This is a genomic window from Laceyella sacchari (assembly GCF_004343255.1).
GTDB classification, from domain to species: domain Bacteria; phylum Bacillota; class Bacilli; order Thermoactinomycetales; family Thermoactinomycetaceae; genus Laceyella; species Laceyella sacchari.
This window is the reverse complement of the sequence record NZ_SMDD01000001.1, coordinates 1,195,935-1,221,546: the sequence shown is the minus strand read 5'-3', so window position 1 is coordinate 1,221,546 and position 25,612 is coordinate 1,195,935. Positions and strand designations below refer to the sequence as shown.

23 protein-coding genes and 1 pseudogene are annotated in these 25,612 nt (G+C 44.6%); 10 read left to right on the top strand and 14 right to left on the bottom strand.

Annotation, left to right across the window (positions count from 1 at the left end; genetic code table 11):
• Positions 1-299 precede the first annotated feature (299 nt).
• The 3 genes from EDC32_RS05860 to EDC32_RS05850 all read left to right on the top strand — a co-directional run bounded on the left by EDC32_RS05860 (position 300) and on the right by EDC32_RS05850 (position 2,889).
• Entirely contained in the window at positions 300-1,547 is a 1,248-nt protein-coding gene (locus EDC32_RS05860) for an MFS transporter (protein WP_132220426.1), read from the top strand.
• A 261-nt stretch (positions 1,548-1,808) separates the two neighbouring features.
• Entirely contained in the window at positions 1,809-2,159 is a 351-nt protein-coding gene (locus EDC32_RS16540; protein ID WP_158283248.1) for a helix-turn-helix domain-containing protein, read from the top strand.
• A 37-nt stretch (positions 2,160-2,196) separates the two neighbouring features.
• On the top strand, positions 2,197-2,889 hold the full coding sequence (locus EDC32_RS05850; RefSeq protein ID WP_132220422.1) for an endonuclease V: 693 nt from the start codon (positions 2,197-2,199) through the stop codon (positions 2,887-2,889).
• A gap of 155 nt (positions 2,890-3,044) precedes the next feature.
• On the opposite strand, the gene EDC32_RS05845 is transcribed toward EDC32_RS05850, so the two are convergent.
• The 5 genes from EDC32_RS05845 to EDC32_RS05825 form a co-directional block, all read right to left on the bottom strand.
• On the bottom strand, positions 3,045-3,647 hold the full coding sequence (locus EDC32_RS05845; RefSeq protein WP_132220420.1) for a hypothetical protein: 603 nt from the start codon (positions 3,645-3,647) through the stop codon (positions 3,045-3,047).
• Positions 3,648-3,739: 92 nt separating this feature from the next.
• Entirely contained in the window at positions 3,740-4,735 is a 996-nt protein-coding gene (locus EDC32_RS05840; protein ID WP_132220418.1) for a phosphotransferase enzyme family protein, read from the bottom strand.
• An 806-nt stretch (positions 4,736-5,541) separates the two neighbouring features.
• Positions 5,542-6,138, bottom strand: coding sequence for a TetR/AcrR family transcriptional regulator (locus EDC32_RS05835; protein WP_132220416.1), 597 nt, complete (start codon positions 6,136-6,138; stop codon positions 5,542-5,544).
• 161 nt (positions 6,139-6,299) lie between these two features.
• Positions 6,300-7,631: an MFS transporter gene (locus EDC32_RS05830; protein WP_132220414.1), complete on the bottom strand. Its 1,332-nt coding sequence runs from the start codon at positions 7,629-7,631 to the stop codon at positions 6,300-6,302.
• 170 nt (positions 7,632-7,801) lie between these two features.
• Positions 7,802-8,209, bottom strand: a complete 408-nt coding sequence (locus tag EDC32_RS05825; protein ID WP_132220412.1) for a VOC family protein — start codon at positions 8,207-8,209, stop codon at positions 7,802-7,804.
• A gap of 177 nt (positions 8,210-8,386) precedes the next feature.
• Between EDC32_RS05825 and EDC32_RS05820 the strand changes: the two genes are divergently transcribed.
• Entirely contained in the window at positions 8,387-9,319 is a 933-nt protein-coding gene (locus EDC32_RS05820; RefSeq protein WP_132220410.1) for a phosphotransferase family protein, read from the top strand.
• A gap of 4 nt (positions 9,320-9,323) precedes the next feature.
• Here the strand turns inward: EDC32_RS05820 and EDC32_RS05815 are convergent, their stop codons facing one another.
• A complete protein-coding gene (locus EDC32_RS05815; protein ID WP_132220408.1) occupies positions 9,324-10,343 on the bottom strand; it encodes a DUF2332 domain-containing protein in 1,020 nt (339 codons plus the stop codon).
• Positions 10,344-10,526: 183 nt separating this feature from the next.
• Here EDC32_RS05815 and EDC32_RS05810 point away from each other — a divergent pair, with 183 nt between their 5' ends.
• A complete protein-coding gene (locus tag EDC32_RS05810; RefSeq protein ID WP_132220406.1) occupies positions 10,527-10,952 on the top strand; it encodes an SRPBCC family protein in 426 nt (141 codons plus the stop codon).
• 87 nt (positions 10,953-11,039) lie between these two features.
• Positions 11,040-11,303 (top strand): YciI family protein, encoded by a 264-nt coding sequence (locus EDC32_RS05805; protein WP_132220404.1) that lies wholly within the window; start codon positions 11,040-11,042, stop codon positions 11,301-11,303.
• Positions 11,304-11,354: 51 nt separating this feature from the next.
• Here EDC32_RS05805 and EDC32_RS05800 read toward each other — a convergent pair whose 3' ends face one another.
• From EDC32_RS05800 to EDC32_RS05790, 3 genes are all read right to left on the bottom strand, one after another.
• Positions 11,355-12,623, bottom strand: a complete 1,269-nt coding sequence (locus EDC32_RS05800) for an MFS transporter (protein ID WP_132220402.1) — start codon at positions 12,621-12,623, stop codon at positions 11,355-11,357.
• A 627-nt stretch (positions 12,624-13,250) separates the two neighbouring features.
• Positions 13,251-14,570: a VWA domain-containing protein gene (locus EDC32_RS05795; RefSeq protein ID WP_132220400.1), complete on the bottom strand. Its 1,320-nt coding sequence runs from the start codon at positions 14,568-14,570 to the stop codon at positions 13,251-13,253.
• A 37-nt stretch (positions 14,571-14,607) separates the two neighbouring features.
• A complete protein-coding gene (locus tag EDC32_RS05790; protein ID WP_132220398.1) occupies positions 14,608-15,126 on the bottom strand; it encodes a hypothetical protein in 519 nt (172 codons plus the stop codon).
• Between the two features lie 417 nt (positions 15,127-15,543).
• On the opposite strand from EDC32_RS05790, the gene EDC32_RS05785 reads away from it, so the two are divergent.
• Together EDC32_RS05785 and EDC32_RS05780 are read left to right on the top strand one after the other, a co-directional pair.
• Positions 15,544-16,398 carry a type II CAAX endopeptidase family protein gene (locus EDC32_RS05785; RefSeq protein ID WP_132220397.1) on the top strand — a complete coding sequence of 285 codons (855 nt, stop codon included), beginning with the start codon at positions 15,544-15,546 and terminating at the stop codon, positions 16,396-16,398.
• A gap of 226 nt (positions 16,399-16,624) precedes the next feature.
• The gene (locus EDC32_RS05780) at positions 16,625-17,914 is read left to right on the top strand and encodes a nucleobase:cation symporter-2 family protein (protein ID WP_132220395.1); all 1,290 of its coding nucleotides are present in this window, start codon (positions 16,625-16,627) and stop codon (positions 17,912-17,914) included.
• 186 nt (positions 17,915-18,100) lie between these two features.
• Here the strand turns inward: EDC32_RS05780 and EDC32_RS05775 are convergent, their stop codons facing one another.
• The gene (locus EDC32_RS05775; protein ID WP_158283247.1) at positions 18,101-18,589 is read right to left on the bottom strand and encodes an NUDIX hydrolase; all 489 of its coding nucleotides are present in this window, start codon (positions 18,587-18,589) and stop codon (positions 18,101-18,103) included.
• 295 nt (positions 18,590-18,884) lie between these two features.
• Between EDC32_RS05775 and EDC32_RS05770 the strand changes: the two genes are divergently transcribed.
• The gene (locus EDC32_RS05770) at positions 18,885-19,394 is read left to right on the top strand and encodes a matrixin family metalloprotease (RefSeq protein ID WP_132220391.1); all 510 of its coding nucleotides are present in this window, start codon (positions 18,885-18,887) and stop codon (positions 19,392-19,394) included.
• A gap of 13 nt (positions 19,395-19,407) precedes the next feature.
• Positions 19,408-20,109 (top strand): hypothetical protein, encoded by a 702-nt coding sequence (locus EDC32_RS05765; protein WP_132220389.1) that lies wholly within the window; start codon positions 19,408-19,410, stop codon positions 20,107-20,109.
• A gap of 77 nt (positions 20,110-20,186) precedes the next feature.
• On the opposite strand, the pseudogene EDC32_RS05760 reads toward EDC32_RS05765, so the two are convergent.
• The 4 genes and pseudogenes from EDC32_RS05760 to EDC32_RS05750 all read right to left on the bottom strand — a co-directional run.
• Positions 20,187-21,548 (bottom strand): annotated as a pseudogene (locus EDC32_RS05760) (alpha-amylase family glycosyl hydrolase); the annotation flags it as partial.
• Between the two features lie 287 nt (positions 21,549-21,835).
• Positions 21,836-22,000, bottom strand: coding sequence for a hypothetical protein (locus EDC32_RS16285; protein WP_158283246.1), 165 nt, complete (start codon positions 21,998-22,000; stop codon positions 21,836-21,838).
• Between the two features lie 278 nt (positions 22,001-22,278).
• Entirely contained in the window at positions 22,279-24,069 is a 1,791-nt protein-coding gene (locus EDC32_RS05755; protein ID WP_132220387.1) for a M3 family oligoendopeptidase, read from the bottom strand.
• A gap of 479 nt (positions 24,070-24,548) precedes the next feature.
• Positions 24,549-25,457 carry a GNAT family N-acetyltransferase gene (locus EDC32_RS05750; protein WP_132220385.1) on the bottom strand — a complete coding sequence of 303 codons (909 nt, stop codon included), beginning with the start codon at positions 25,455-25,457 and terminating at the stop codon, positions 24,549-24,551.
• Positions 25,458-25,612 lie beyond the last annotated feature (155 nt).

Sequence of the window (25,612 nt, the reverse complement as noted above, 5' to 3'; positions counted from 1 at the left end):
ACTTCTTCTTGTTTTCGTCGTGGATCATCATTACCAGCAAAGCGGGGCTTTTGCTTTCGTAATGATTTTTGGAATAAAGCAAAATCCTTTCTTTTGCTTTTGCCAGCACCTCCTAAAAAATTTATTGAGAACAAAAACTTCGGATACCGAAGTCATCTATATTATATCATTAAAATATGGAAAATAGTTAATATTTAATTTTTTTCTAAAATAATCAGACGAAGTGAGGTTAACCCAATGTGATTAATAGGTGTTTCGTCGATTGATCACTTTTATCATTTGAAAAAAGAGGTGCTTCCATGAAAAAAAATATCTCTTTTCAAATGCTTTGGTTGAGTCAATCCCTATCCAATTTGGGAGATTCGTTATACATTCTGTCAATCGTTACAGTGATCTACAAAATTACCGGCTCGGCGTTTATCTCAGGGCTCTTTCCTTTACTTCGCGTGATTGCTCAGGCAATCAGTACGATCTTGGTACCGTTGGTGATGGATCGAATGAAATTGCTTCACTTAATTTGGATTTCTCAAGTGGGGCAAACCTTGTTATTTGCAGTTATGGCTTTGTTGGATCTAGATGGGCATTCCACCTGGCTGACAATGACCCTGCTTTTCTTAGTCTTTTGGATTTCTGTAATCCACGGATGTGCTCTACCTGCAAGGAATGCACTAACTCCTCGTTTGGTTTCGGCAGATTACTTAATGAAAGCGAATAGCTTACTGACAACTTCGGATCAATTCGTTTTGCTTGTAGGGTGGTCGCTTGGAGGGGTATTGGTTTATCACCTCGGTACAACATCGGTGATGTTGATCACCACTGGGCTCATGGTTTTATCAACACTCTGCCTTTTATTTGTGACAGACTCCTCCAATGAAGAGTCCTTATCAACGAAGAACTCTGGAAAATGGAAACAAATCATCGATGGATGGCAGTATATCTGGAAAGATCTCGATCTGAGGATCATTTCATTTATGGAACTGGTATCTAATTTTGGCGGCGCCATCTGGACCGGTTCCATTCTACTCGTTTTTGTCAAAGAAGCATTAAACAAAGGGGAAATCTGGTGGGGATTCATCAATTCTGGCTACTTTGTGGGCACGATTTTAGGTGGGCTGATTGTCTGGAGTTTGTCACGGATCATCGAGGAAAGAGTGAAACAGAGCATTTTATGGGGATGTGCAATACTGAGTGCTGCCACTTTCTGTTTTGCGATTAATTCGAATCCTTGGTTGGCGCTCTTCCTATCCTTTGCAATGGGTCTTCCCAACCAGTTACGAAGTATTGCTCAAAGAACATTTATTCAAGCTCAAACTCGTGAGGATATGTTGCCAAAGGTTTTTGCAGCGGTAACAACCATTATGTTCGTTACATTTGGTTTTTCAGTTCTAATCATGGGAGCAATTGCAGACTTCTTGGGGGTTAGAACGGTTTACATGATCACTGCCTTACTATTCACCCTTACCACGGTTCTGTCACTATTTATCAAAACTAGGCGTCTTAATGCTACCAAAGAAGAACATGTACAGAGTAAAATAATGACCAAGTAGAATATATCAAATGACTTGAGTTACCTAAATGGTTTCTCAAGTCATTTTCCATTTTATAGGGAGATGGCACCAAAATTGGTCTTCGCTCCCTCTACCCCAATAAAGCGAGCCAAATATTTGGCTCGCTTTATTGGTTATTTTCGTCGCTTTTGGCTGAGGTGTTGCCATCCCATAACTCGCCCCATGTCGAACATAGCAAGAATGATCAAACACGTATTAGCGCCGTCTAGTATAGTGAAATCAGCGGGAAGGAGGATGGACTTGGATCAGGACAAATCCTTGGCTGATACGATCGAGAAGACCTTGCGCTACATCGATCAACATCTCGACTCCAATCTGAATCTGTCTACATTGGCTGAACAATCGGCTTATTCCCCTTACCACTTTCACCGCGTTTTTCATCGCATCGTAGGCAAAACGGCTGCCAATTACATTCGCGAACGGCGGCTGTCCAAAGCGGCGGAGGAACTTGTCAGCAGTGATAAGCGCATATTGGAAATTGCGGTGGCGTTTGGCTTTTTCTGCCAAGAATCTTTTACACGGATTCTGCCGCCTGAACCAATCATGCATCACGTTAAGAATGTTCATACACCTTGTGTTAAGATAACATAGACAAGGTCCCCAAGGTCTAGCATCTTCGGAGGTAGTTATGAACATCAATGTAATTCATTCTTTTGATTTGTCACTGGATGAGATGAAGGCCATTCAGCAATCACTCCGGCAACAGATTCAGATCACTCCCTATCCGGGGCAACCCAAAGATGTGGCCGGTGTAGACTTAGCTTACTTTCCAGATGACCGCCGAGCTGTCGCCGTCATTGTTATCATGGATTATGCCACTCAGCAGATAAAAGAAACCGTCTACCATATTGATGAAGTGGTTCAAGAGTATGTACCCGGATTCTTGGCTTTTCGTGAACTTCCCCTCTTTCTCAAGGCTTGGGAAAAGCTTCATTATGAGCCAGATTTGGTTTTCTTTGATGGGAATGGCATGTTGCATCCCGAACGCGTCGGCTTGGCAACCCATGCTTCTTTCTTCATTGGCAAACCGACCATCGGCATTGCCAAAACGCACTTCATTGGAGAATATCCCGAACCTCAAAAAACTCAAGGAAGTGTGGAGTGGATCAAAGATCAGGGAGATGTAGTGGGAGCAGTCCTCCGGACCCAAGATGGCGTCAAACCCATCTATGTGTCTGTAGGCAATTACATCGATTTACCTTCAGTGCTCAGACTGACTCAGCACTTCGTCGGCAAGGAAAGCCGCATTCCCGAAATCGTAAGACAAGCCGATTTGTTAACGAAACAGCTTCGTAAACAAGCTTTGGCTGAAGAAGCTTGAAGAAACAATTAAGCCGTCCTAGATGGGCGGCTATATTAAATTATGATTAATTGAGTGAGAGGATGGAATGTGACGCTGATCTGTGGGTATATACCCTTGGGCAAAGAACTCCATTCTTGGCACAACTGCATGCCCCTTGAAGACAAATGTTACGCTTAGTCATTAAGGCTGAAACCTTTTCCTATCTTTTTTGCCTCTTTTTCTAACTGCTTCTCTATGTATGCTAGACCATGTTGCTGCGCTTCTTTCACTGCTTTAATATCTCCATAAGTAAAATCGACGTAATCGTATTTATACTTAGCTATTAGAATATCGCTTTCAGGATAGGGATATTTCTCCCATAACCACTCAACATCTTCCACCAGATTATCAATGCTTGCAACACATTGGACACCACCAAATTGAAGGAAAACCTTTTTATGTGGCTGTTTCTCATGTTCACCCGACGAAAAGAAGTCAACTGCCTTTGGCGGAAATCCTAAAATGGTTCCCAGTAAGCGATGGTATACTTCTGTATATGGCTTAATATGTTCATTGCCTTTGATGTATTTTAGGTAGATTTCCTCTTTTAATTCTTCATCGTAGAAAAATAAATGTTCCTCTCCTTCTTCATCAGAAGGAAGAGCAGGAAACAAGGTTTTGTCTATGCAAGGGTAGTTTCGTTTGAGCAAGTCAAACTTCGACCATTGAGCAGAAGAAAAGATCACTTTCTTGATTCCTAAAAGGAAAAAGCGTTCAAATACGCCTGAGTAAACCATTATTCATATCCTTTCTTAAGAAAATAGGAGAGTCTAATATTAGATTCTCCTATATCGTGTAATGAATGTTTGAAATTTCTATCCATTTACCCCTAAGACGAAAGCCAATCTGCCAAATCCAATTGAGTCACCGGAAAGTCTTGTTCGATGTCCCGGCGAGTGCGGTGGATCACATCAACCCATTCCTCTGACAACTGCTTAAAGTCCAGCGCTTGATGATAAAAAACATAGATGGCAACCCGACGCAGTTTCATGAAAACAGGTAACTGCAACCACCAAAAGGTATCCAGCTGATGTTCGGTCTCATATCCGCGTTTAAAGTGCGTCAAGAAATGGGCGGCGAATGCCTTTTCTCCATCCCATCGGCCCGGCGGTTTGCCGAATCTTGCCAACGCGTGATAAAGAATGACTGCAATATCATTGATGAACCAATGATAACAACAATCGTCGAAATCAAATACCATGATACGGTTATCATCAATGAAAAAGTTACGCATATGCAGATCATGATGAATCAAACCGTAACTGTTGGAGTCTTTGGAAAACGAATGCAATTGATCCATCAACTCTCTCGCTCTTAGCAATACTTGCGTTTCAGATTGTGGTATGCTTTCTTCAATCTTTAACAAGTCATCTTCCCACCACTGGCGCCTGCGAGCTGGAACCGCCGGAGTATATACACTCGCTTGGGCGTGCAACCAGCCCGTTAACTTCCCCCACATATAATAAAACTGTTCATTCCAATCCTCTTGCCTTGGCAAACGCCCTTGGGCTTTCACGAACAAAACGGCGTGCCATCCCTGTTCTGTGCTTGCTACCAGATTGCCGTCACTGGTTGGAATGACATCGGCGACTGGCCCTCCCTTCTGGGCGAGATAATGTACAAAATCAGCTTCGGCCAGCACTTCATCCAATGTTCGGCGCTGCACAGGAGTTAACCGAAGAATGGTGGGATGTTCCGGGTTCTCGTGTTCATATACCTTATTCACATTGCCAGCAAGCATTGTCAATCGGGCTGGATTGAGGTTGTATTTCTTGGCGATATGGGATAAGGTTTGATCTGATACATCAGGAATCTGTTGATTCATATTGTATTCTCCTTATCATGTGTTATACTTTCTGATTGTTTTTTATTTAGCTTTTGTTTGCTTTGCAAACTTGTTTGGGTTTAAATTTAGTTTGTGATACCTGAATTTTCAATTCTTTGCAAACGTACTGTTTATCCGCATCTTAATATGGCCTGATACATTCCTTTGGCGAGAATCTTCAGTGCCAGCTGTACGCGTACCTCCTCAGCGGCTGTGGAAAGAGGCCTTACGATAAACCGTTGGCAGACAGATCTTCTAGCTCTTTTTGTATATCGTCGAATATGTTTTTGCCTCCGGCCAAATAGATCAAATGGGTCCGATAGCGGCCAATATTTTGAGTATCTCTGTACACAGTCCCGTCAGAAAGTTAAAAATTCAGACTCCGATTTATATCTGCACCCCATTTTTTCGTTGCGGCTATTCATATTCTGCCCGGATCTTATATCACACACTTTATCTTGCCTGAATATGAGTTTGCGCCCATCAAACGCAATGACCACCTGCCGTAAATACCTGGTACCCTGCATGTTGTAAATAGCACGCACATTAAAAAAAGGATAGCGATGATATATATTTTTTCTTCATAAGCGATGGCGGACAGTTGACGATTGCCTGTCCGGCATTTATCAGATCCATTTTTTCCAGATTTCATTGCTAGTTAAAGAATTGGGTAGAAGCAAAAGCGACGTGTTTCACTGCTGCGAATGCCGAACAATCTTAATCTTATTCTAGCAATGAGAAAGAATATTCACCAGATATGCTCCCATAAAATAAACAGCCGACTCCCCTGTCGGCTGAGATTCTCTCTAATCATCAGACATATCCAAAAACTCCTGAATAATTTGCTCCTTTACTTCTTTTACAGGAAACCGTTCCGGGTAAGTGGACAGCATGAACATGGTTCCTTGAAGCACGGATGAAAAGTATAACGAACGCATCCTTGGTTCCTTGACTCCCAGCCTTTCAAACATATCACACTGATGTTCAAATTGTCTGGTGATTTCCTCAACCAAGCGCTTACTGTATTTTGCCACCACTTCGTCAGATTCTGGTTGCGTTTGCAGATGGAGATAGAAACGGAACACTTCGGGTTTTCGATAGACATTATCTATCACGCCCTCGACAATATGCTTGAGCTGTCCGGCAGGCGTCTCAATGGCCTTGGCTTCTTCCATCACCTGAACCAATTCACTGATTCTGTCCTCGACCATCGTCGCCAGAAGCTCCTCTTTCCCTTTGTAGTAGTTGTAAAGAAGGCCTTTGGATATGCCAGCGTGTTTGGCCACATCATCAACTGACGTGGCGTGATACCCTTGTTTCATGAACAATTCCATTGCCGCGATCCGAATTTTCTCTTTGGTCATCCGCCGAATACGTTCGTTTTCTTCTTTCGTGCGTGGCATCACTTTTTTCCTCCAAATTTAGTACTCCGTAACACCAGCTCATTATTGAATGATCATACACTCAATACAAAAACGGAGAATAGAGGGAATAAAATAAACCATTTCAACAACTGCATCGATTCGTCCTAATGGCCGACTTGAACACGCGGTGCTACTTCAGCTCATCTGATCAATGCCCTTTCCCTGTTCCCATCACTAATAAAAAATGCGCTGATCAAAGCGATGATGCTTCCAATCAAGCCATATAGAAACATACGGTGAATGCCGCTCATAAAATCTGTCGCTTCCGTCAAAAACATCCCCATGATGGTCACACCCACCGCAGTGCCAATATTGCGAGTAAACATTAGAAAAGATGTAGAAACCCCTTTTTGATGCGCTTGAACCAGCTGTTGAGCTCCAATCACACCGGTTGTAGACAACAATCCGAAAGCAAATCCTTGTACGACCATCACAAAGAATGCATACCAAAATCCATGTTCCGCTTGTAACAATACCAAAAGCACGCCCGACACTGTAAGCGACAAACTCCCAATAATAAATAAGGGTCTATAGCCATATTTCAATATCCACTTCCCTGCCGGAACCGCTGCGCTCATCCACCCAACTGCAGACCCAAGCAACGCAACTCCGCTCATCAATATAGATAGATGTGCCATTTTTTGCAGGAATAATGGAATAAAACTCGCTGTTCCAAACAATGCCGCCCAGCCGAAAAAGCCATGGATATTCATCCAGCGAATATTTTTATCATCAAACATGGAAAAGGGAACGAGCGGCGACGCTTGTTTTGTCTCGAACAAATAAAAGCCCAAGATGAACAATGCGCCAAGCAGTCCATATAGGAATCGATATTCATCCACCACCGTGACCATGAGCAATAATGTCACCCCTGCGGAGAATAAAAGCGCGCCAACATAATCCACTCGCGCTGGCTTTGCAGTGTACTTCTCCTGAAAAGGTAACAAAGTCAACAACGCAAGGATACAGATAGGGATATTAATAAAGAAAATCCATCGCCAAGTTAAATACTCAACAAAAAATGAACCCAACATGGGAGCCATGATCGCTGACAATCCCCACATCCCTGTACCAAGCGCCTGAATCTTGCCACGTTGCTCCACAGAAAACAAATCGCCAGTAATAATAGCCGGAAACGGGATCATGAAGCCAGCACCAATTCCTTGAACTCCGCGGAAAATCACGAGTTGAACCATGCTCTGTGCCACTCCACAAAGGGTTGAACCGATTAAAAACAGGAAAATTCCCAAAGCAAAAACACGCTTTCTGCCAAACAAATCAGATAACCGACCAGCCACCGGAGCAAGTACGGTTGTCGCAATCATATAGGCAGCAAACACCCATGCATAAAGGTCAAATCCACCCAAACTTTTCGCAATAACTGGCATGGTTGTATTCATAATGGTCGAATCCATGGCAGCAACCAACATAGACAACACCATGCTCACCAATACTGGCAACCTGCTGTTCAAAAAAACGCCTCCTCTTTGATCTAAACTTTGTCAAATTCCTGTCATATGGAATTACCCTGAAAGGGGAGATGGTTTTATTACCTTTGTATGATGAAATAACAGAATTTAACCGACACTTAAACAACCAGAAGTTCCTAGCCCTGTTGAGCTGGAACTTCTGGTGAACTTCATTACAATTGGCAGTTCAAATCCCAATTCACCCTATAACGATCAATTAACTTCCCGTACTTGGCTCCCCAGAATGTGTCTTGGAGAGGCATTAATACTTCCCCACCCTCAGATAATGCCCGAAACACTCTTTCAATCTCTTCCACTTGCGTAAACTTCAAAGCTAGGCTTACTTGATTCCCATAGACATGATGTTCAATCATATCTGAAAAAAAGATCTCTTGTTCCCCAAACGTCAGGTGGGCATGCAAGATTTTATCCTTGTGTTCCTCACTGACGGAAATGTCAGGCACATCGCTGAAGCGTTGCAACCGCTCGATTTTCCCATTGAACACGTTTTTGTAAAAATTCAGCGCCTCTTCACTATTTCCAGGTAGATATAAGTAAGGGCTTATTTTCACATTACTCATGGCTCCTGCATCCTTTCTGGGTCATCCTTCTATTGTTTTTCGCCTCCCTATGTTGCTCACTTTCGCAGAGATTCATCCCAATCCTTCACATCTGGGAAGGAATCAGTTAAACTATCCTCGAACAAAGCGTGAAACAAAAGAGAAAACGGCATTCCCCCAGAAAAGGAGCATCAATCCATGGTTCCAGTTACAACCAATGAACAATGGGAACAGTTGATTAAGCACATCGACCCTCATGGCAAATGGGTACGTGCATGGGAATTGAAAGGAGGCGTTTCGGCACAGGTGACAGCCCTTGAGATGGTGGGTACTGATGGTCAAAAGCGGAAAATCGTCGTCCGTCGCCACGGCGAGGCGGATTTAGCCCAAAATCCCCATGCGGCGCGAGATGAATTTCAACTCTTGCAAGTACTCCATGCCCTGGGACTGCCCGTACCAACCCCCTTGCACATCGAGGAATCCAGCATGTTTTTCCCAACCCCCTGCATTGCGATGGAATACATTGAAGGGCGAACCGAGCTCTCCCCCGCTGATTTAACGAATTACCTCAATCAATTTACGGCCGCTCTCGCTCAAATCCATCGCGTTGATTATGCACGACAGGGTATCACTTTTCTTCCTGATCAATCAGCGATATATCGGCAAACACTTTGCCGCCAACCATCCGAATCTAAAGTTGAACGGCTTATCTGGGATACGCTGACATCTAATTGGCCTTTACCCCAACAGAATGAGCCTGTCCTATTGCATGGAGATTTTTGGCCGGGCAATATATTATGGCATGATCAACAACTAGTGGCCGTCATCGACTGGGAAGATGCAGCGGTGGGAGATCCGTTGTCCGATGTTGCCAACAGTCGGCTGGAATTGTTTTGGGCGTTCGGGCACGATGCGATGAACCACTTCACTCAGCAATACCGAGCGCTGATGCCTGCTGTCGACTTTACCCTTCTTCCTTACTGGGATCTTTGCGCGGCACTGCGTCCGGTACTTAGCATGGCTCAGTGGGGATTGGATGCGCGGACGGAAGAATCCATGCGGGCCAAACTAACCAAATTTATCGAACTTGCTTATAACCAACTAGATAAAACCATAGGCGGAAGTATATGATTTATTACATCCAACGGACCCACCGGGCATGCCCATCGGTTTCAGCAATCATTACCGTGCGCCACTCACCATCGATGAAGCGATCCAAGTGCAGATAGCGATCCTGCAAATTGTTGTATAAGTGAAATACCTCTCTTGACTCGGCCAATGCAGTGACATGATGAATCAATTTCTGTTTGTCGCTTTCCGACAATTGATTCGCCACATGTGTGTGAAAAATACAGATTACCGTTTCTTCGGGAATCTTTGACGCCAATTCCGGCAACAGGGCAACCCCATCCCCTTCGATCAGCTCAACTGACTCATTGAGGAAATGTTCAGCTGCTTTCTCAAAGAGTTGAACCCGATCTGTATGTTCCGGCCAGATTAAAGCTCTCATCCACAGTACATTTTCGCTGTCAGTCAACTCACTCACATGCAAGTCGACTCCGCACCGGGTGGCGACGGGAGGGCTGGTCGGCAACAAAAATGGCCGGTTTTCTCCCCTTATCTCTGTGCTGATCAGAACCGGCGATGAGGCGTCCCCATAAGTTTGTACATCACCGTATGAATACGCGTACTTATCCCATAACAGCTGTAAACCCGCACTGGCTCCTATTTCAATCAAAGACAAAGGTTTTTCGGTCAAGTGATGGATCATACAGAAACTAGGGTACAAATAGGCACATCGCCTCACTTCATTCGTCTGAACCCGTTTTTCTTTGAGTATTGTGATAATTTCATCCTTGAACGTGAAGCAAAAGTCCCGAAAATGAGCAAATGCCTGGCTGGGATCTTTGGGCTCGGCCACCACACTGGGATAATATTGCGCCAATGGATGTTCCTTTCCTTGCAATAACAAAAAATGCACCGCTCCCAGAAACAGATTGGGCACAGGCTGTCCTGGCCGTGCATGTGATGCGAGATCGAGCAGTTCTCCATCTTCTGCTGTCCTTAAGGCCAAATGCTCGTATAAATCACTCGACCCCCTGCATTCTCGGTTTGCGAAATTTAAAAAAATTGCAGACAAATTTCCCCTTCTCATTCCGTTGCCTCCTCTGGCTTTTATGCTTAGACATCTCCACTCACCTCCTATACCCTAAATAAATCTGACTGAAACACACCTGAGAAGGTCTAAGCATAACCGCTCAATCCCTGCAAACAATAATGAAAAATGTTGATATGGAAGCGTTCGGTCCACTATCAACACAGACTGGAGTGCATGTTGATGAGTGAAAATCCTTCAATTCAATTACCGGATATCCGGCACAATTTGGTGTTGAAGGCACCCATTCTGAAAGTGTGGGAAGCAGTCGCTACTTCAGAAGGCCTTGCCGCTTGGTTTATGCCCAACGATTTTCAACCAAAGCAAGGACATGCCTTCCACTTGAATGCCGGCGGCTTTGGCTTGTCTCCCTGCACAGTGACCGAAATCAACCCTCCTCATCACCTTTCTTTCCGATGGGGCAAAGATTGGACCATCACATTTGAATTACAAGAGTTAGATGACACCACTGCGTTTACTTTGATCCATTCCGGCTGGAAAACCGATACAACCACCGAGTTCGGTGAAAGCCATCAAGTGGTACGCAATCGCATGGATCAAGGTTGGGCGGGGTTGCTTCAATCACTCGCATCGCATGTTGAAAAATAAAACAGGCGCTCGGCGGTCTCCACATTTCATGCTACAATCAATACAGTCTTTGTTAAAAATCAGACACCAAAGGAGACTGAGTTTACAATGGCATATTACGCCGCAATCCTGCATATGGCAGACGCAGAAAAAAATCTGGCTTTCCGCCCACAGCACTTAGCTTATTTAGAAGAAATGGAACAACAAGGGAAAGTTTTCGCCAAAGGCCCCTTCGCTGATGGCTCCGGCGGCATGGTGATATACATTGCCGATTCGTTGGAGGAAGCAAGAAAATTGGCCGAACAAGACCCTTACGTCAAAGAAGGGGTTCGCCGATTGGAATTACATGAGTGGAAAATGGCGCTCGTGTAAAAAATAAAAAAGACCTTGGCCCAATCAGCCAAGGTCTTTTTCTTTATGTCATTATTGTTGCGCTTCCGTCGAGGATGACCCTTCAAACGTTTGATTTCCCGGCATACGATACATGGGAAGGATAATCAGTGCACCCAAGAACATTACAAACGCTGAGATTTCAAACATCCACACAACAGATAACAGGTTTTTGAACGAACCGGCAACACTCATGGTCACCACCATGGCCCCCGTAAATAGCGGGCTTAAAATTCCGTTCACCCGACCCACAAACTCCGTTTCCGTATGTTGCAAAATCAGCGTATTGATCCCGATATGGATCATAGGCAGTACCAGACCTGCCAGGAATTCGATCAGAAGTGTCAGCCATAAGACAGTAGACAAACCACAAAGGGCAATCCCAACCGCATTGAAGAAAACACCCATCATCAGCAGCCTTTGCGGTGGGACGTTTTTGGAGAAGGCCATAGCGATACCGCCACCCAAAATCATCCCCAACCCATTGGCCATCATCAGCCATTGCAATTGCTCTTTCGCCAGACCCAGGTGTTCGGTCACCAGAAAAATTCCCAATGGCTGAATCAAACCCAGTGCCAAACCTACCGTTAAAAAACATCCACCCAATAGGGTCAGCACCCGCTTGGACATGACATAGCGAATGCCATCCTTCATTTCCTGCCACACGGACGACGGCGCCTTATCTTCTTCCAACACCCGATCTTCGGGCAAAAACAACAGCACCAAGGCAGACAGCAAAAAGGCGATACCCATTATACCAATAGCCATTTCGATCCCGAAATGCTGATAGACGAACGTCCCGAGCACAGGCCCCAAAATCATAAACACGGCGAACATCGTTTGGTAAATCGACATCCCCATCTGAATTAACGCTTCCGGCACGTGCAACTTAAACAGCTTCATGCCTGAAGGCTGGGAAAACTGAGACAAGATCGCCGAAACCAATGTGGCGAAAAAGACAGCTTTCCAGGTGCCGAACATCAGTGTCAACAGAACGGCAAAAATGGATAAAGCGCTCAAAAAATCACACCAGATCATCGTCCTTTTGGGACGCCATCGGTCGGCAAAGGTTCCACCGATAAATGAAAAGATGAAAATCGGGGCGAATTCAGCGACCGAAATCATGGATATAGCGGTTGCATCTCCATTCGTTTTCTCCATGACAAACAACAAGATTGCAAAATTGCGTACCCAAATACCGATCTGCAAAAATAATCCCGATAAGAGGATGATTTGAACAAACCGATTTTTAAGCAAAGCGGATATCGTGGGCGTAGCATTCATCTTCTCTTGCGCTTGCATTCCTTTTCCCTGCCTTTCTATTAAAATGAATCATGTCTCCTTGCCCAAAACGCTGAAATACCTACAATGTTTCTAAATGCAAAAAGCCGTGAATGCAGTCTGCACCCACGGTTATAATCAGATCTATTGCCGAATTGAGAAAGGCAGATCTGACCTGTTGATTAACCTCTCTTTTGGGCACACTTTAACAAAGCATGGGAAAATGAACGAACCTTCGTCACCTTCCATACTTCGCCTGCTTGATGCACGGCAAGCAGGGTCTGCATTCAAATCATCTCTTTGCATGAAGAGAGCTTAGAATACAAACAAAGTGCCCATGTTTGAGATTAATACCACCTTTCTCCAATTGGTTACTCTTGGATCATATCATGGGGATAATCCTGCTGTCAAACCATCATTTTATTGTTTTTTTCATTTTGCAAAGTACGATCATGGGCGCAGGTATCCATTTATTCATCTGATGGAGAATTTATCCATGCCAATTGATTTCAATGCGAAATTGTTAACTATTAAAAGGCGCTTGCTGAAAAGTGATGTGACTGTAGAAAAAAATGCTCTCCCCTCATATACCTATGAGATCGGGTTCAGGGGAAAGCATGATATTAACTTCAGTTGACTGTATATCTTTTAATAAAGCTTATCCTGTTCTTCGTTTGCTTTGTTCAACACCTCTTTTTGTATCTTATTGGCTTCCTCCAAAACCTTTTTCTGAAGTTCATTCGCTATATATAAGTTGTAGTCATGAATGTGGTTAGCGCGCTCTCGAAACTTTTGGTCAACATGATCATAGAGAAGTCGGAATTCAAACCCACGTTCTTTCTCCAAATACTCTTCCATATGATAGAAACGAATTGTTTCTCTCTCTGTTATTTTATACATCTCGGCAGACTTCTTTTCTAACTCTTTGTATTTTTTATTTGATACATCTGACGCCTTGTCATAATGCTCTCCAGCCCAGCGAGACCATGCATCATAAAGTCGACCCCGCTCTTTTGCAAAATAGTCTTCCAGATCCACTTTGGAATTTACCGAACTATACTTGCCACCACCAGCCCGAGCTGCCTCTTCAAGCGCTTTTTGTCCAGCATCATCAATATCAAAGCCGATAATATTTACTACAGCTTTAATATTGGATGTGTGGAGCTCCTTTGCCACTTGAACAGGATCCCCGCCGCAAGTTTCTATTCCATCGCTCACTACATAAATAATATTTTCGGCCTTGCTCTGGTTGGCCAGCTTTTGCTTGGCCAGTTTCATAGCTCCTGCCAACGGAGTATAACCGGTTGGTTGAAATTTGTTTAAAGCATTGTTGAATTTACTTTCATCGTAAGCTCCAAGCGGGTAAACCTCTTCAATACTATTGCAGGAAACGGCCTTATCTTTCTCGTTATTACTACCTTTGTGGCCATAGACAGTAAGTGAAACATTAGCTCCGTCGGGCATTTGTTTGGCGAATGATTCAACTGCTTGTTTCGCTAAATCCATCTTTTGACCACCGGATACTTTTGCAGCCATAGAGCCGCTTGAATCAACCAAAATTACAATATTCACTGGCTTTTCTTCAGGTAGTTTCAAGCTTTTCATTCCGCCGGGGCCTTTATCAACTTTGATGATAGATGTATCAAATTCTTGAAAATACTTAAAGTAAGGTGTGTAATCCTCCGCTGCCAGCTCATAAAACTTGTTAAGAATCGTCTTTCCATCAGCGTTCTTGGGGATTTTATCCAGTTCTTGTTTAACTTTGGCCCAATTATATTTCTCACCTGAATATTTACCGGCCGGAGGTAAGGGAACTCCCTTTAATTCTTCGGGAATCTTCACAGTTTCTTTGTCTTTGGATTCATTGTTCACTTGTTTTTTTTCAGTAGGTTGTGTGCTATTTGAATGGGAACAACCACTTATAAGAAGGCCCACAATTAGCAAGCAGAGAAATAGCTTATTACTCATAGTTCCCTCCAACTTTAAAGACTTCTCCTAGGGCGTTTTATTTAATATCCACTTTTTGTCCATCCATGTCTTCAACAATGAACTTCTTTCCATCTAGTGCACCAGTTTCAACCGTGACATAATCCCGTGGTGGCAATTCCCTACCAATATCCTTTTCCCAAGAAACAATAATTTTAATTACATCATTCTCAATAACCTGAAGCTTTTTAATTGTAATCTGTTGATGTTTATATTTCTTGCTCGCTTGTACATAAAGCATATCTTCATGATCCCAATCCTGGTTGTCCAAACTGGAGGGATGCTTATCTTTGTTGTAGACCCAAATTCCTGCGGTGGGCTCAGGATCAGGCGCTCCCATTATCCAGTTGATACTTTTGAATTCAATCTCTTTATGAGCTTGATTAGGTTCTACAGCATCTGCTGTACTTGCTGTCTCTTCCGATTTTTGCTCTTCCTTTACTTGGCTCGTTTCTGCATTGTTCTCATTCTCTTTACTTCCGCATCCAGACAATAATGAAACAGTAAGTACAAGTATTAGAGTGAGAAAACGTTTCAAAAACAAAACCTCCTATTCAATGAATATGTAATTTTATAAGCAAATTCAATTTTAATCAAAACCCGTCAGTGCGTCCACAAATTTCCTATTAAACTCACAATTTATTCATTATTCCCATGATACGTAATCTAAATCAAATTCTTTAATCACTTCATTCAAACTCTTTTTCTCTTATATAGTTAAATCATTTTATTTTTCACGTTTTACTTCCCGTTATACTGTCAAACGAAACAGAAATCATCCCTTAGTCGTTATGAAGACAACATTCAATATATTACATAAACAAATATTATTTTTTATATTTAGTATAATAAAAATAAAAAGTAAACTTATCACTATAGAGCAACAAAATCAATAGTCAACTTTAAAAATAAAGTAAAGTTGTCTCAACTAGACTGTCTGGGAGGAGGAATAACCGTGAATCGCTCCAATATGCGAATCAGCTTTGTTTATCTTTATATTGCGGTCGTTTTACTGGTTTCGTGGGCGATTGAAGGCATGTCTTATTATACGGGTGGGTACCAAAGCACCGTGGAAAATATCATTTACGTGATGATCACCCCCGCGGTGATCGCCCTCTGCTTTCAAATATGGGCGTATAAAAAATCCCTGTGGGGCGAGGTGTTGTCCATCGTTAAAAATTGCAATGCCAAAGCGATCTTGTTCGCAATTTTTTATCCCTTACTCTTTATTGGCGCTCTGTCCATTATTTCCTTATTTTGCGGAATCGGATCGGTGAGTCCGACCTCGTTTTCATCATTTATGCAATCCCTGTATATGTTCCCACTTTATTTTTTGTTGGATTTCCCTGTTTTCTGGGGAGAGGAATATGGTTGGAGAGGCTTCTTGTTAAAGCATTTCACCTCATCTATGGGAAAATTTAAAGCAACGATTCTTGTAGGGCTTGTATGGGCGCTTTATCACATTCCCCTGGTGTTCCTGCTCGCCAAATCCACCGGGATCGGCAATCCAATGGCGGTGAGCCTAGTGCAAGCTGTTACCGCGTTCTTCTTTTCATTCGCATTTTCACATGCTTATTACCTATCTGGGGCCTTGCTCCCTGTCGTGTTACTGCATTGGGTTTGGAATATGTTGAATCCAGCGTTTCTCGGCAACATTTATACCAATAAGCAAGGCATTATCACTGGAGATATTTTTTTCCAAAATGGAGAAGGAATCATGGGACTGGTTTTGTCATTACTCATGGCTATGGCCATTGGCTGGCATTTCATAAAGTCCGATAAAAGCAGCAGGGCATACCGCGACGCGTAATTTTTCCATTTCTTCGCCAAACAAAAACCTGGCGTCTCAATACGCCAGGTTTTATCCATATATTTCAATATATCAGGTACAAGCGCACTTCCCTGCCGGACATCCCTACAGCCATTCTTCTGCCCAATCATTCAATCTTTCCAATATTTATTTCCTATCCACAAAAACTGAACGATATGCTATTATATAGACTATATTATTCGGAAATGATCAATGGAGGTTCCTCATGGGTAAATTAAATGGATGGAAGATTTCCTTTCTGGGATTTCAACACGTCTTAGCCATGTATGCCGGGGCGGTGGTTGTGCCCTTGATTGTTGGCGGGGCGCTAAAGATGAATCCCGAACAATTGGCTTATTTGATCTCGATCGATTTATTCACTTGCGGTATCGCCTCACTCTTGCAAGTGATTGGCGGCCGTTATTTCGGTGTCAAACTTCCCGTCATCTTGGGCTGCACCTTTACCGCCGTGCCGCCAATGATCACTATCGGGCAATTGGAAGGCTTGCCCGCCATTTATGGATCGATCATCGCGTCTGGCTTGATCGTTACCCTGATCGCGCAATTTTTTAATCATATTATGCGTTTGTTTCCTCCTGTGGTGATCGGATCAGTCATTACCACGATCGGTGTATCCCTGATTCCTGTCGCCATGAACAATATGGCCGGAGGGCAAGGCTCCCCCACTTTCGGGCAATGGGAAAACCTGTTCCTGGGACTGCTGACGCTTCTCTCCGTCATCTTGCTCAATCGGTTTGGCAAAGGATTCATTCAATCCATTTCCGTCCTGCTCGCCATGGTCATCGGTACGATTACCGCTTGGTTCATGGGTTTGGTGGATTTGAGCCATGTTGCGGACGCGAGCTGGTTCCGAATCGTGCAACCTTTTTATTTCGGTGTACCCGAATTCCATGTGTCTTCTATCATTACCATGTCTTTGGTCGCGATCGTCAGCATGATTGAATCGACTGGGGTTTTCATGGCCTTGGCCGACATATGTGACGAAAAATTGGAAGGAGAACGAGTGAAAAAAGGACTGCGCGCTGAAGGCTTGGCCATCATGATCGGCGGGCTGTTCAACTCGTTCCCTTATACCAGTTTTTCGCAAAACGTGGGGCTGGTAGCTCTGAGCAAAGTGAAATCGCGCGCCGTGGTCATCGCGGCCGGCATTATCCTCATCGTGTTGGGGTTATTGCCAAAAGTAGCAGCAGTAACCACTATCATCCCTAACGCTGTTCTCGGCGGAGCGATGATCCCCATGTTTGGTATGGTCATCGTTTCCGGCATTCGGGCCCTGGCTACCATCGACTTTAAACAAACCCAAAATCTTCTGATTGTGGCGTGTTCGGTTGGCATGGGATTGGGAACTTCCGTGGTTCCAGCCATCTTCAAAGATCTCCCTGACATGATCCGCGTTGTCGTCGAAAATGGCATTGTCTTGGGCAGCTTAACCGCCATCGTGTTGAACATCATCTTCAACAAACAGGCAAAACCCTCAGCCGCCGAAGTGGTATAAAATACTTACTCGCTAATAAAACAAAGCCTCTGCCTTGTGTTCTCTTGACACAAGACAGAGGCTTTGTTATGCCTACGCGCCAAATGCGACAACTTGGAAGGATTTACTTCGTTGAAGGATGAGCTATTATTTTTCTTCTGTTAAAGGTATGCATTGCAAACCAGTTTATAATAAAAGGTTGCCAGATCATTCAATCTGGATCGGGGTTGAAGGGATGTTCCCGTTCAAAATCGGCTCCAGCAATTCCCCCAACCGCCTTGGAAACACCAATTCCTCTGTCTGCTTCAATTCATCAACACTCCACCAATGATGGGTCAGGTAACCCAATTGCTCCTCCTCTGTCAAGTGATCCAGTCGAATTTGCGCTTCTTTTGCGTAAGCGAGGCGATAATGCTCAACAAATCGAGTGGGCACGCCCTTGAACTCCAAGTCTACTTCTCTGATCCAGATAAACGGCCCCCACTCCACATTTACCAAACCGGTTTCTTCCCACAATTCCCGTTCAGCGGCTGCGGCAAATGTCTCGCCTTCCTCCAATCCGCCCCCTACAGTAAACCAAACCGGTCTGCCATCCGGATTCTCTTCACTTTTGATAAGTCGGTCTTCCATTTTGAATAGCAACAAGCGATTCTGCTGATTCAACAGCACAATTCTGGCCGCCTCGCGTATAATCATGCGATTTTCACCCCTTATACCGAATTTATCCATAACAAACTATATCAATAAAAAATACAGCATAAACACCCCCTCCGCCTCATGAAAGCTCCCTCATACCAAAACAAAAAAACGGGACGATTATCTTTTTCCTATCGGCGAGAGATTCTACACATCATAGAAGTTCCATCTTTTATAACAATTACATTTAAAAATATGTAAATATTTAAAACCAAATCATAGACTTTAACTACCAATCTTCTATATTATTAATAATATACGCTTTCATAAGACCACGTGGAAGGGAGTCACGACCATGAATAAATTTTTGGGCATTCTCCTTGCGATTTGTACAGGCTTAACCACTGCCGCACTATATAGTTCACACGTGTTCGCATTTTCAGTCACCGGCAAAAAGCAGTGCACCAACCCTGTCTATTTCCGGTGGGGCGGCTCCATCTCTTACAATCATCAAACGGGTGCCACCCAAGCGATGAAAAACTGGGCCGCAGCCCAATCTTACCGGAACTTTGTCGGCAACAATAGCGCTAGCGGTGTAATCGATTCTTACCGCGAGGCTGATGGCTGGAATGGCTACACCGGCTATTCAGCAGGTGATGACAGTTGCATCGATTATTGGGTAACTAAGTTGAATCATGAATATACAACTACATACGAAAAGTCAGTCAAGATCGCTGGCCATGAGTTGGGACATGTATTGGGTCTGGATGACAACAACTATACTACCACACTGATGTACAAATACACTCCCAACGTTTCCGTCCCACAAGAAGACGATATCAAAGGCATCAACTATATCTACTGACGGAGGGGAAACCATGCGTAAAACCTGGCTGAATATAGCCGCATTCATATCTATCGCTGTTGCCGCTTTCTTCATCGGCATCCAATTCTTCGACACCGCTCCCCGAGTGATCCGCGTCGATGGCTCACTCCATGCAGCCTATAACCTGGAAGAAATGAAAAGCCAATCCGAGGTCATCGTGGTGGGGAAATTTGTGAAAATGGAACGCAAGATCAATTCTGCTCGTGATCTCAACAATCCCGGCTTGGCATCCAACACGGTCTATCATGAAGGGGAATTATATCAATTCAAAGCCGATCAAGTCATCAAAGGAGAAATTGGCAAAGAGCCCATCATCCGTGTTAACATACCCAAAACCAAGGAGCTTGCCAATCTGGACTCCCAAGATATATTGTCAGTGACCGATCCCAACTATATCAAACCAGAATTCGGGAAATCATATATGTTATTTTTAACACCGATTAAAAACACTGACTACTATGGAATCCCATTTTTCCCATACATCCTGGAGATTCACAACAACCAAACGGTCTCCCTCGTCAAGCCGCATCCCTCTCTGCTGAGCCAACGAAGCACGATTCAGTCCGCAGAGGAAGGAAAAAGCGAAGATGTCTTGGTTCATTTCGAAAACTTCGCCGCCTCCTATCCCGATCAAATCAGTGGCCGGAAGCTATCCGAGGTGCTCAGTGCACTGGGTGGATCACCATCAGAATAAATAAAAAAGCAAAGGGCTTTTTTTGAACCCTTTGCTTTTTTTGTCCATTTCTCTTTAAACACTGTCGGTATATCTCTTCATTTGGTAAATATCTTTACTTCTTTGGGGCCGAGTGTGGCAGTAATCGAACCATTGTTCACTGTTACTTTGTCCGTCCCCATCCGATTGTACAGGGTTTCGCCATTGGCGACTCGATCGATGTTGGGCACTGTGCGCGTCTGGCTGTTCCAAGAATTATTGATCATCACCACCACCTCATCGCCGTTATACGAACGCTGAAAAGCGTAAAATGTGTCATCCACCCACTTTTCAGCCTGTGTTCCTTTGCGCAAAGCAACATGAGTGTTACGAATATAATTTAGCTTGGCGATATAACCGTAGAGCTCATGCTTGTCGTTAAACACCATATCTTCCCGGTTGTAAGGATCAGCGCCCCCGCTAAATCCCTGCTCTGTGCCTTGATACAGAATCGGGATCCCACGGGTAGTAAACATGAAGCCCAATGCTGCTTTTAATTGCGGCCACTTGTCCCAGGAAGCGCCAGGCTTGCCTGAAGCTTCATTCAAAAAGCGCGGCACGTCATGGTTGTCTATAAACAAGCCGTTAGTCATCGGATTTTTATATCGATAGTCTTGCGCGTAACGATCCGCAATCTGTCTCATCGACTGGTCTTGGCCAAACACATTTTTGATGGTGTAGTACATCGGGAAATCGAGCACCGCATCCAAATAATTGGTGTAATCGCCTACATATGCGGGGTCCCCATGAAACACTTCGCCAAGGGTAAAGGTATTGGCTGCCCCGTCAAATTCGCGCCAGAACCACTTTGGAACGTGTTTCACCGTATCAACGCGCAACCCATCCACTCCGGTCGTTTGCACAAGCCATGCGATCCAATTCTTCAATTCCGTTGCCACTGCCGGATTATCTTGGTTTAAATCATCCAAGCCGGCAATATCTCCATTCTCCACCCACCATTGATCGTTCCAGTCTTGAGTGTCGCCATAATGATGGTACCAATCTGCCTTGTCAAACGGAGCTTTGGCGAAGCTCGAAGGTTGGAAATCCCCTGTATGATTGGCGACTACATCCAGCATCACCGATATCCCTTTCGCATGCGCCGCCCGCACCAATTCTTGCAGCTTAGCCATGGAGCCCAGATGACCGTCTACGCTGTAAAAATCATAGGTCCAATAACCATGATATGCATTAGCGCTCTTTTGCATCGTGACGGGAGTAATCCAAATGGCCGTGAACCCCATATTCTTGATGTAGTCCAAGCGATTGATAATCCCTTGAAAATCCCCACCATGATACTTGCGCGGATCGCTTTTGTCAGCGTTAAAACCGCCATAATTGTCATTGCTGGGGTCACCATTGTCAAACCGGTCGGTCATAATAAAATAGATGCTTTTCTCTTGCCAATCCGCAGGAGAAAGCGCCACGGCTGTGGGTGCGGTAGAAGCAAACATCAGCACAGCCGACAATAAACACACCAACCCACTGAGCAAAGCTCCCTTTTTCATGCATCCTCTCCCTTTCATTCCCAAATTGCGCAAACGCTTTCAAAGAATTGCATAAAAGTTGGCGCTCATCCCTTTATATAACTTGCGAAAACGTTTGCACTATTTACTATCAGTTTACTCCTCACCACAATCTAATTCAACAGTCGGTCAGGTTTATTAAATTAATGAATAATCGCAGGGAAGAACTCCCTGCGAATTTACTATCCCTGTTGAAAGTCCTGTATAAAAGAGATGCTAAGCCCATCCGCCTCTTCGGCGCTCAAAATTACGTACTGGCCAGAGAGGGGAGGCACATCGATATAATCTCGAATACGCGATCCATAATATCCGGCCAAACACTTGGGTGTGGGTTGTTCGTAATTCATCCAGCAACACTCACACATCCCCAGTCGCCTTGGCAAATCCCACTCCTTCCATGAAGGCTCGATATGCTTACTCTTTCTTATTGATATGCATATAGGTGGCCCGACAACAAATCGAGGGCCACTACATCGTACTCCAATCGTGGCCAATTGAGACAAAACCCAAAATTTCATGCAACACGACCACTGCAACAGCGGAACCATGGTTATGACGTATCATTCATCTATCCCTCCAAATCGAAAAAGCCCGGGAGGGTTTAAACCCTCCCGGGCGATTACGCTCACGCTTCTGTCAATGCCAAAAACTCATCCACATCAGCCATCAACAAATCCATCGCATCCTGCCAGAAGTCCGGTTGCGTCAAGTCAACCCCGAGATGCCGTTTGCCCAGCTCCTCCACCGTCATGCTGGCTGTGTCACGAAGCAAATCGACATATTTGGTCGCAAAGCCTGCCCCTTCCTGCAACGCGCGGGCGTAAATACAGACACTGAACAAATACCCAAACGTGTATGGGAAATTGTAGAAAGGCATATCCGTTGCGTAAAAATGAAGTTTTGAAGCCCAAAAATGCGGGTGGTATTCAGCCAACATGTTAGCGAAGGCTTCTTTCTGGGCTTCCACCATCAATTCGCACAACTCATCGCGTGTAAGCGGGCCTTGTTTGCGCTTTTCATAAAAACGCGTTTCAAAGAGGAAGCGAGAATGGATATCCATCAAAAACGCAATCGTGGATTGGATTTTATCAGCTAAAAGTGCTATCTTCTCCTCTTTGGAAGAAGCTTGTTTGATCGCTGCATCAATTACGATCACTTCGGCAAACGTGGAGGCGGTTTCAGCGACATTCATAGCATATTGTTGTGCCAAGAAAGGCAAGTCTTTCATCACATACGTGTGGTAAGCGTGCCCCAACTCATGGGCCAATGTGGAGACGCAACTAGGCGTTCCGCTAAATGTCATGAAAATGCGTGATTCGCCGCTTATGGGGAAATCCGTCATAAACCCGCCAGGTCGTTTTCCGGGGCGATCCTCGGCTTCAATCCATCTTTTTTCAAACGCCATTCGCGCAAGCGAGGCCATATCAGGGCTGAATCGCTCAAATTGCTCAATGATAAACTTCGCCGCTTCATTATATGAAAGCGCTTGCTTATTTCCTGGCAACGGTGCTTGCACATCGTGCCAACTGAGCTGATCCACTCCCAGCATTTCCGCCTTGCGCTTCATATATGGAAGCAAACGATGTTTGTTTTTGGCGACCACATCCCACATCGTTTGCAGTGTCCGCTCCTCCATCCGGTTGAGATCAAGCGGCTCTTTCAGCACATTCTCCCATTGGCGGCGTTTATACAGATGCAAACGATAACCAGCCAGATGGTTGATGGTGACAGCACAAAGGTCCGCTTCGTTCCGCCAAGCCTCTTCCCACTTTTCAAACACCCTCTGGCGTACCTCCCGGTCGGGACTGGTCAGCTTGTTTGCCAACTGTCCAACGGATAGTAGCTTGGTCTCTCCGCCTTCTTCAAATGGCACTTGCATGCGTCCCACAATGGTGCCATACATTTCTGACCAAGCATGATACCCGTCCACACTCAAATCACCAGCCAACTCTTCCTGTTCTGGCGGCAGCTTTTCCAACGAGCGTTTACGCATTTCGTTCAGCGAGAAAGATACTTGGTTCAGCTCAGGAGATTTCATCAGTTGTTGCCAATCGGTTTCCGGCACTTGTGCCACTTTGCTTTCCAGAGCGATGATCACCGCTTCATAAGTTGCACCGATTTGCGTCAATTTGCCGGACAAAACCTTGGCTTTTTCATCTTTAACATCTTGCGCCTCGAGACAATCAAGAAACGATCGTGCTTCCACAAGGCCACTGCCCAATTCCTGCAACGGTTGAATAGCATCAATCCACGAAGCCAAAGAGGCGGTTGGTTCCAGCGTCTCTATGTATTTCTTTAATAAAGGGAGCTCATGCTCAAGCTTTTCCAGATGTTTCACCAAAGCGGAGGACTCGCTTCCACCACTGAAAATGCTATCTAAATCCCACGTCTGCGAATAAGTTGCTGACAATTGCATTCACCCTTGTTTTCAATATTTCCCCTTTGGGGATGCTTTCAAATAAATTGTATGCTGGAATGTTCAATCACTTCAAGCAAAATCACTTGGATGTGTTCATATTTCTTTATTATTTTGTTTGCTCAGCAAACTTGTTTGAGTATCATATTTGTTTACAATCTTTTAGTAAGAATAGAATGATATTCACTCTATTTTGATTTAATTGTATAACTATGAATTTGCCATTCTGTTCACTTGTGCATCGGCGCTCCTCAAGAAAAGAGGGTTCTAACACTTCTTCCCCGCCAACTTGATTTGCCAGACACCCCCTCGTCGGGCGGTAATATGCGAATCAACCTGCCGGTATCACTTTCATTCACTTATTTTTTTACAAATCCAACCAATTTCGCGGTTCAACACGGCTTTATACCGTTACAAAAGTCTTCTTTTGTAACGTTGCATGAATTCACACCTCATCCCCCTCCTAAAATACCCCACAACTAGAAATTTCCCCCGGATACAGATCGCTTTTTAGCACCCAATTCATTCATCATCCATACCTGTTCAATCGTCGTCTTCATTCCCAAGCGATTAAAAATCTCCGCCCCCATGTGCTTAGCTGACGGCCAGTTTGCAACGATGCGTTCACACATATCCAACGCGGGACCCCATGCTGCTTCCAACAGAGAAAGAAAGCATGCCTGCTCATTGATTAGGCCTGGCGCGGTCTCGACTTGATAAAGGACCGTTTTGCATAACCGCCCTCGCTCATCAAATTCCCGCCGCCCCAGCGCGTACCCCAAGACACCTCCCCGGCCGTCAGCAAGCACCCATGCTTCTCCGTCCCGCAAACAAAACCACTGTCCCTGCCATGGCACTTCAGCAGAATAAAATGGTAACGTTGCTATCTGCCCTGGCACAACTCGCTCAATGCGATGCATAGACGGCTCCGCCTCAATCATTCGCAATGGCTCAGTCGACTGGTAATAAGATAAGCGATCGACAATCCGATAACCCAACCGTTCATAAAGGCGAATGGCCGCCTGATTTCCAGCGATCGCTTCAAGGGTGGCAAGCTCAACTCCTTCACGCTCATACAAAGCCATCGTTTCTTCCATCAGCTTCCGCCCCACCCCTTTGCCACGCCAAGCGGGGACGACCGCCGTTCCCCCGTTCCAAGCCATTTTCTTGCCATTTACGGTACGGATACCAGAACATACCAATCCGACCAACTTCCCCTCAGCAACCGCCACCAGAGAATGGTCAGGTGAGAGCGATTCACGCGACCATTTTCTCACAAACGCCTCCATCGTCATCGACACATCCACAAAATAACCAGAAAACGCTTCGTTCCACAAAGCTAGCGACTCTTCCCATGTACACCGGCTGAGTGGTTGAATTTGTATCATCTGTTTTCTCTCCTTTTCTTGGCACTCATCTCTATCTTACGATAAATAAGTTTTATGCGGGATGGTATAGTCTGACCATATAAAAAGAAAGCCGACGGTTGCGAAGAGGCCAACGCCGCCTCCTTACAACCATCGGCATTCCTGTACGCCCGCAT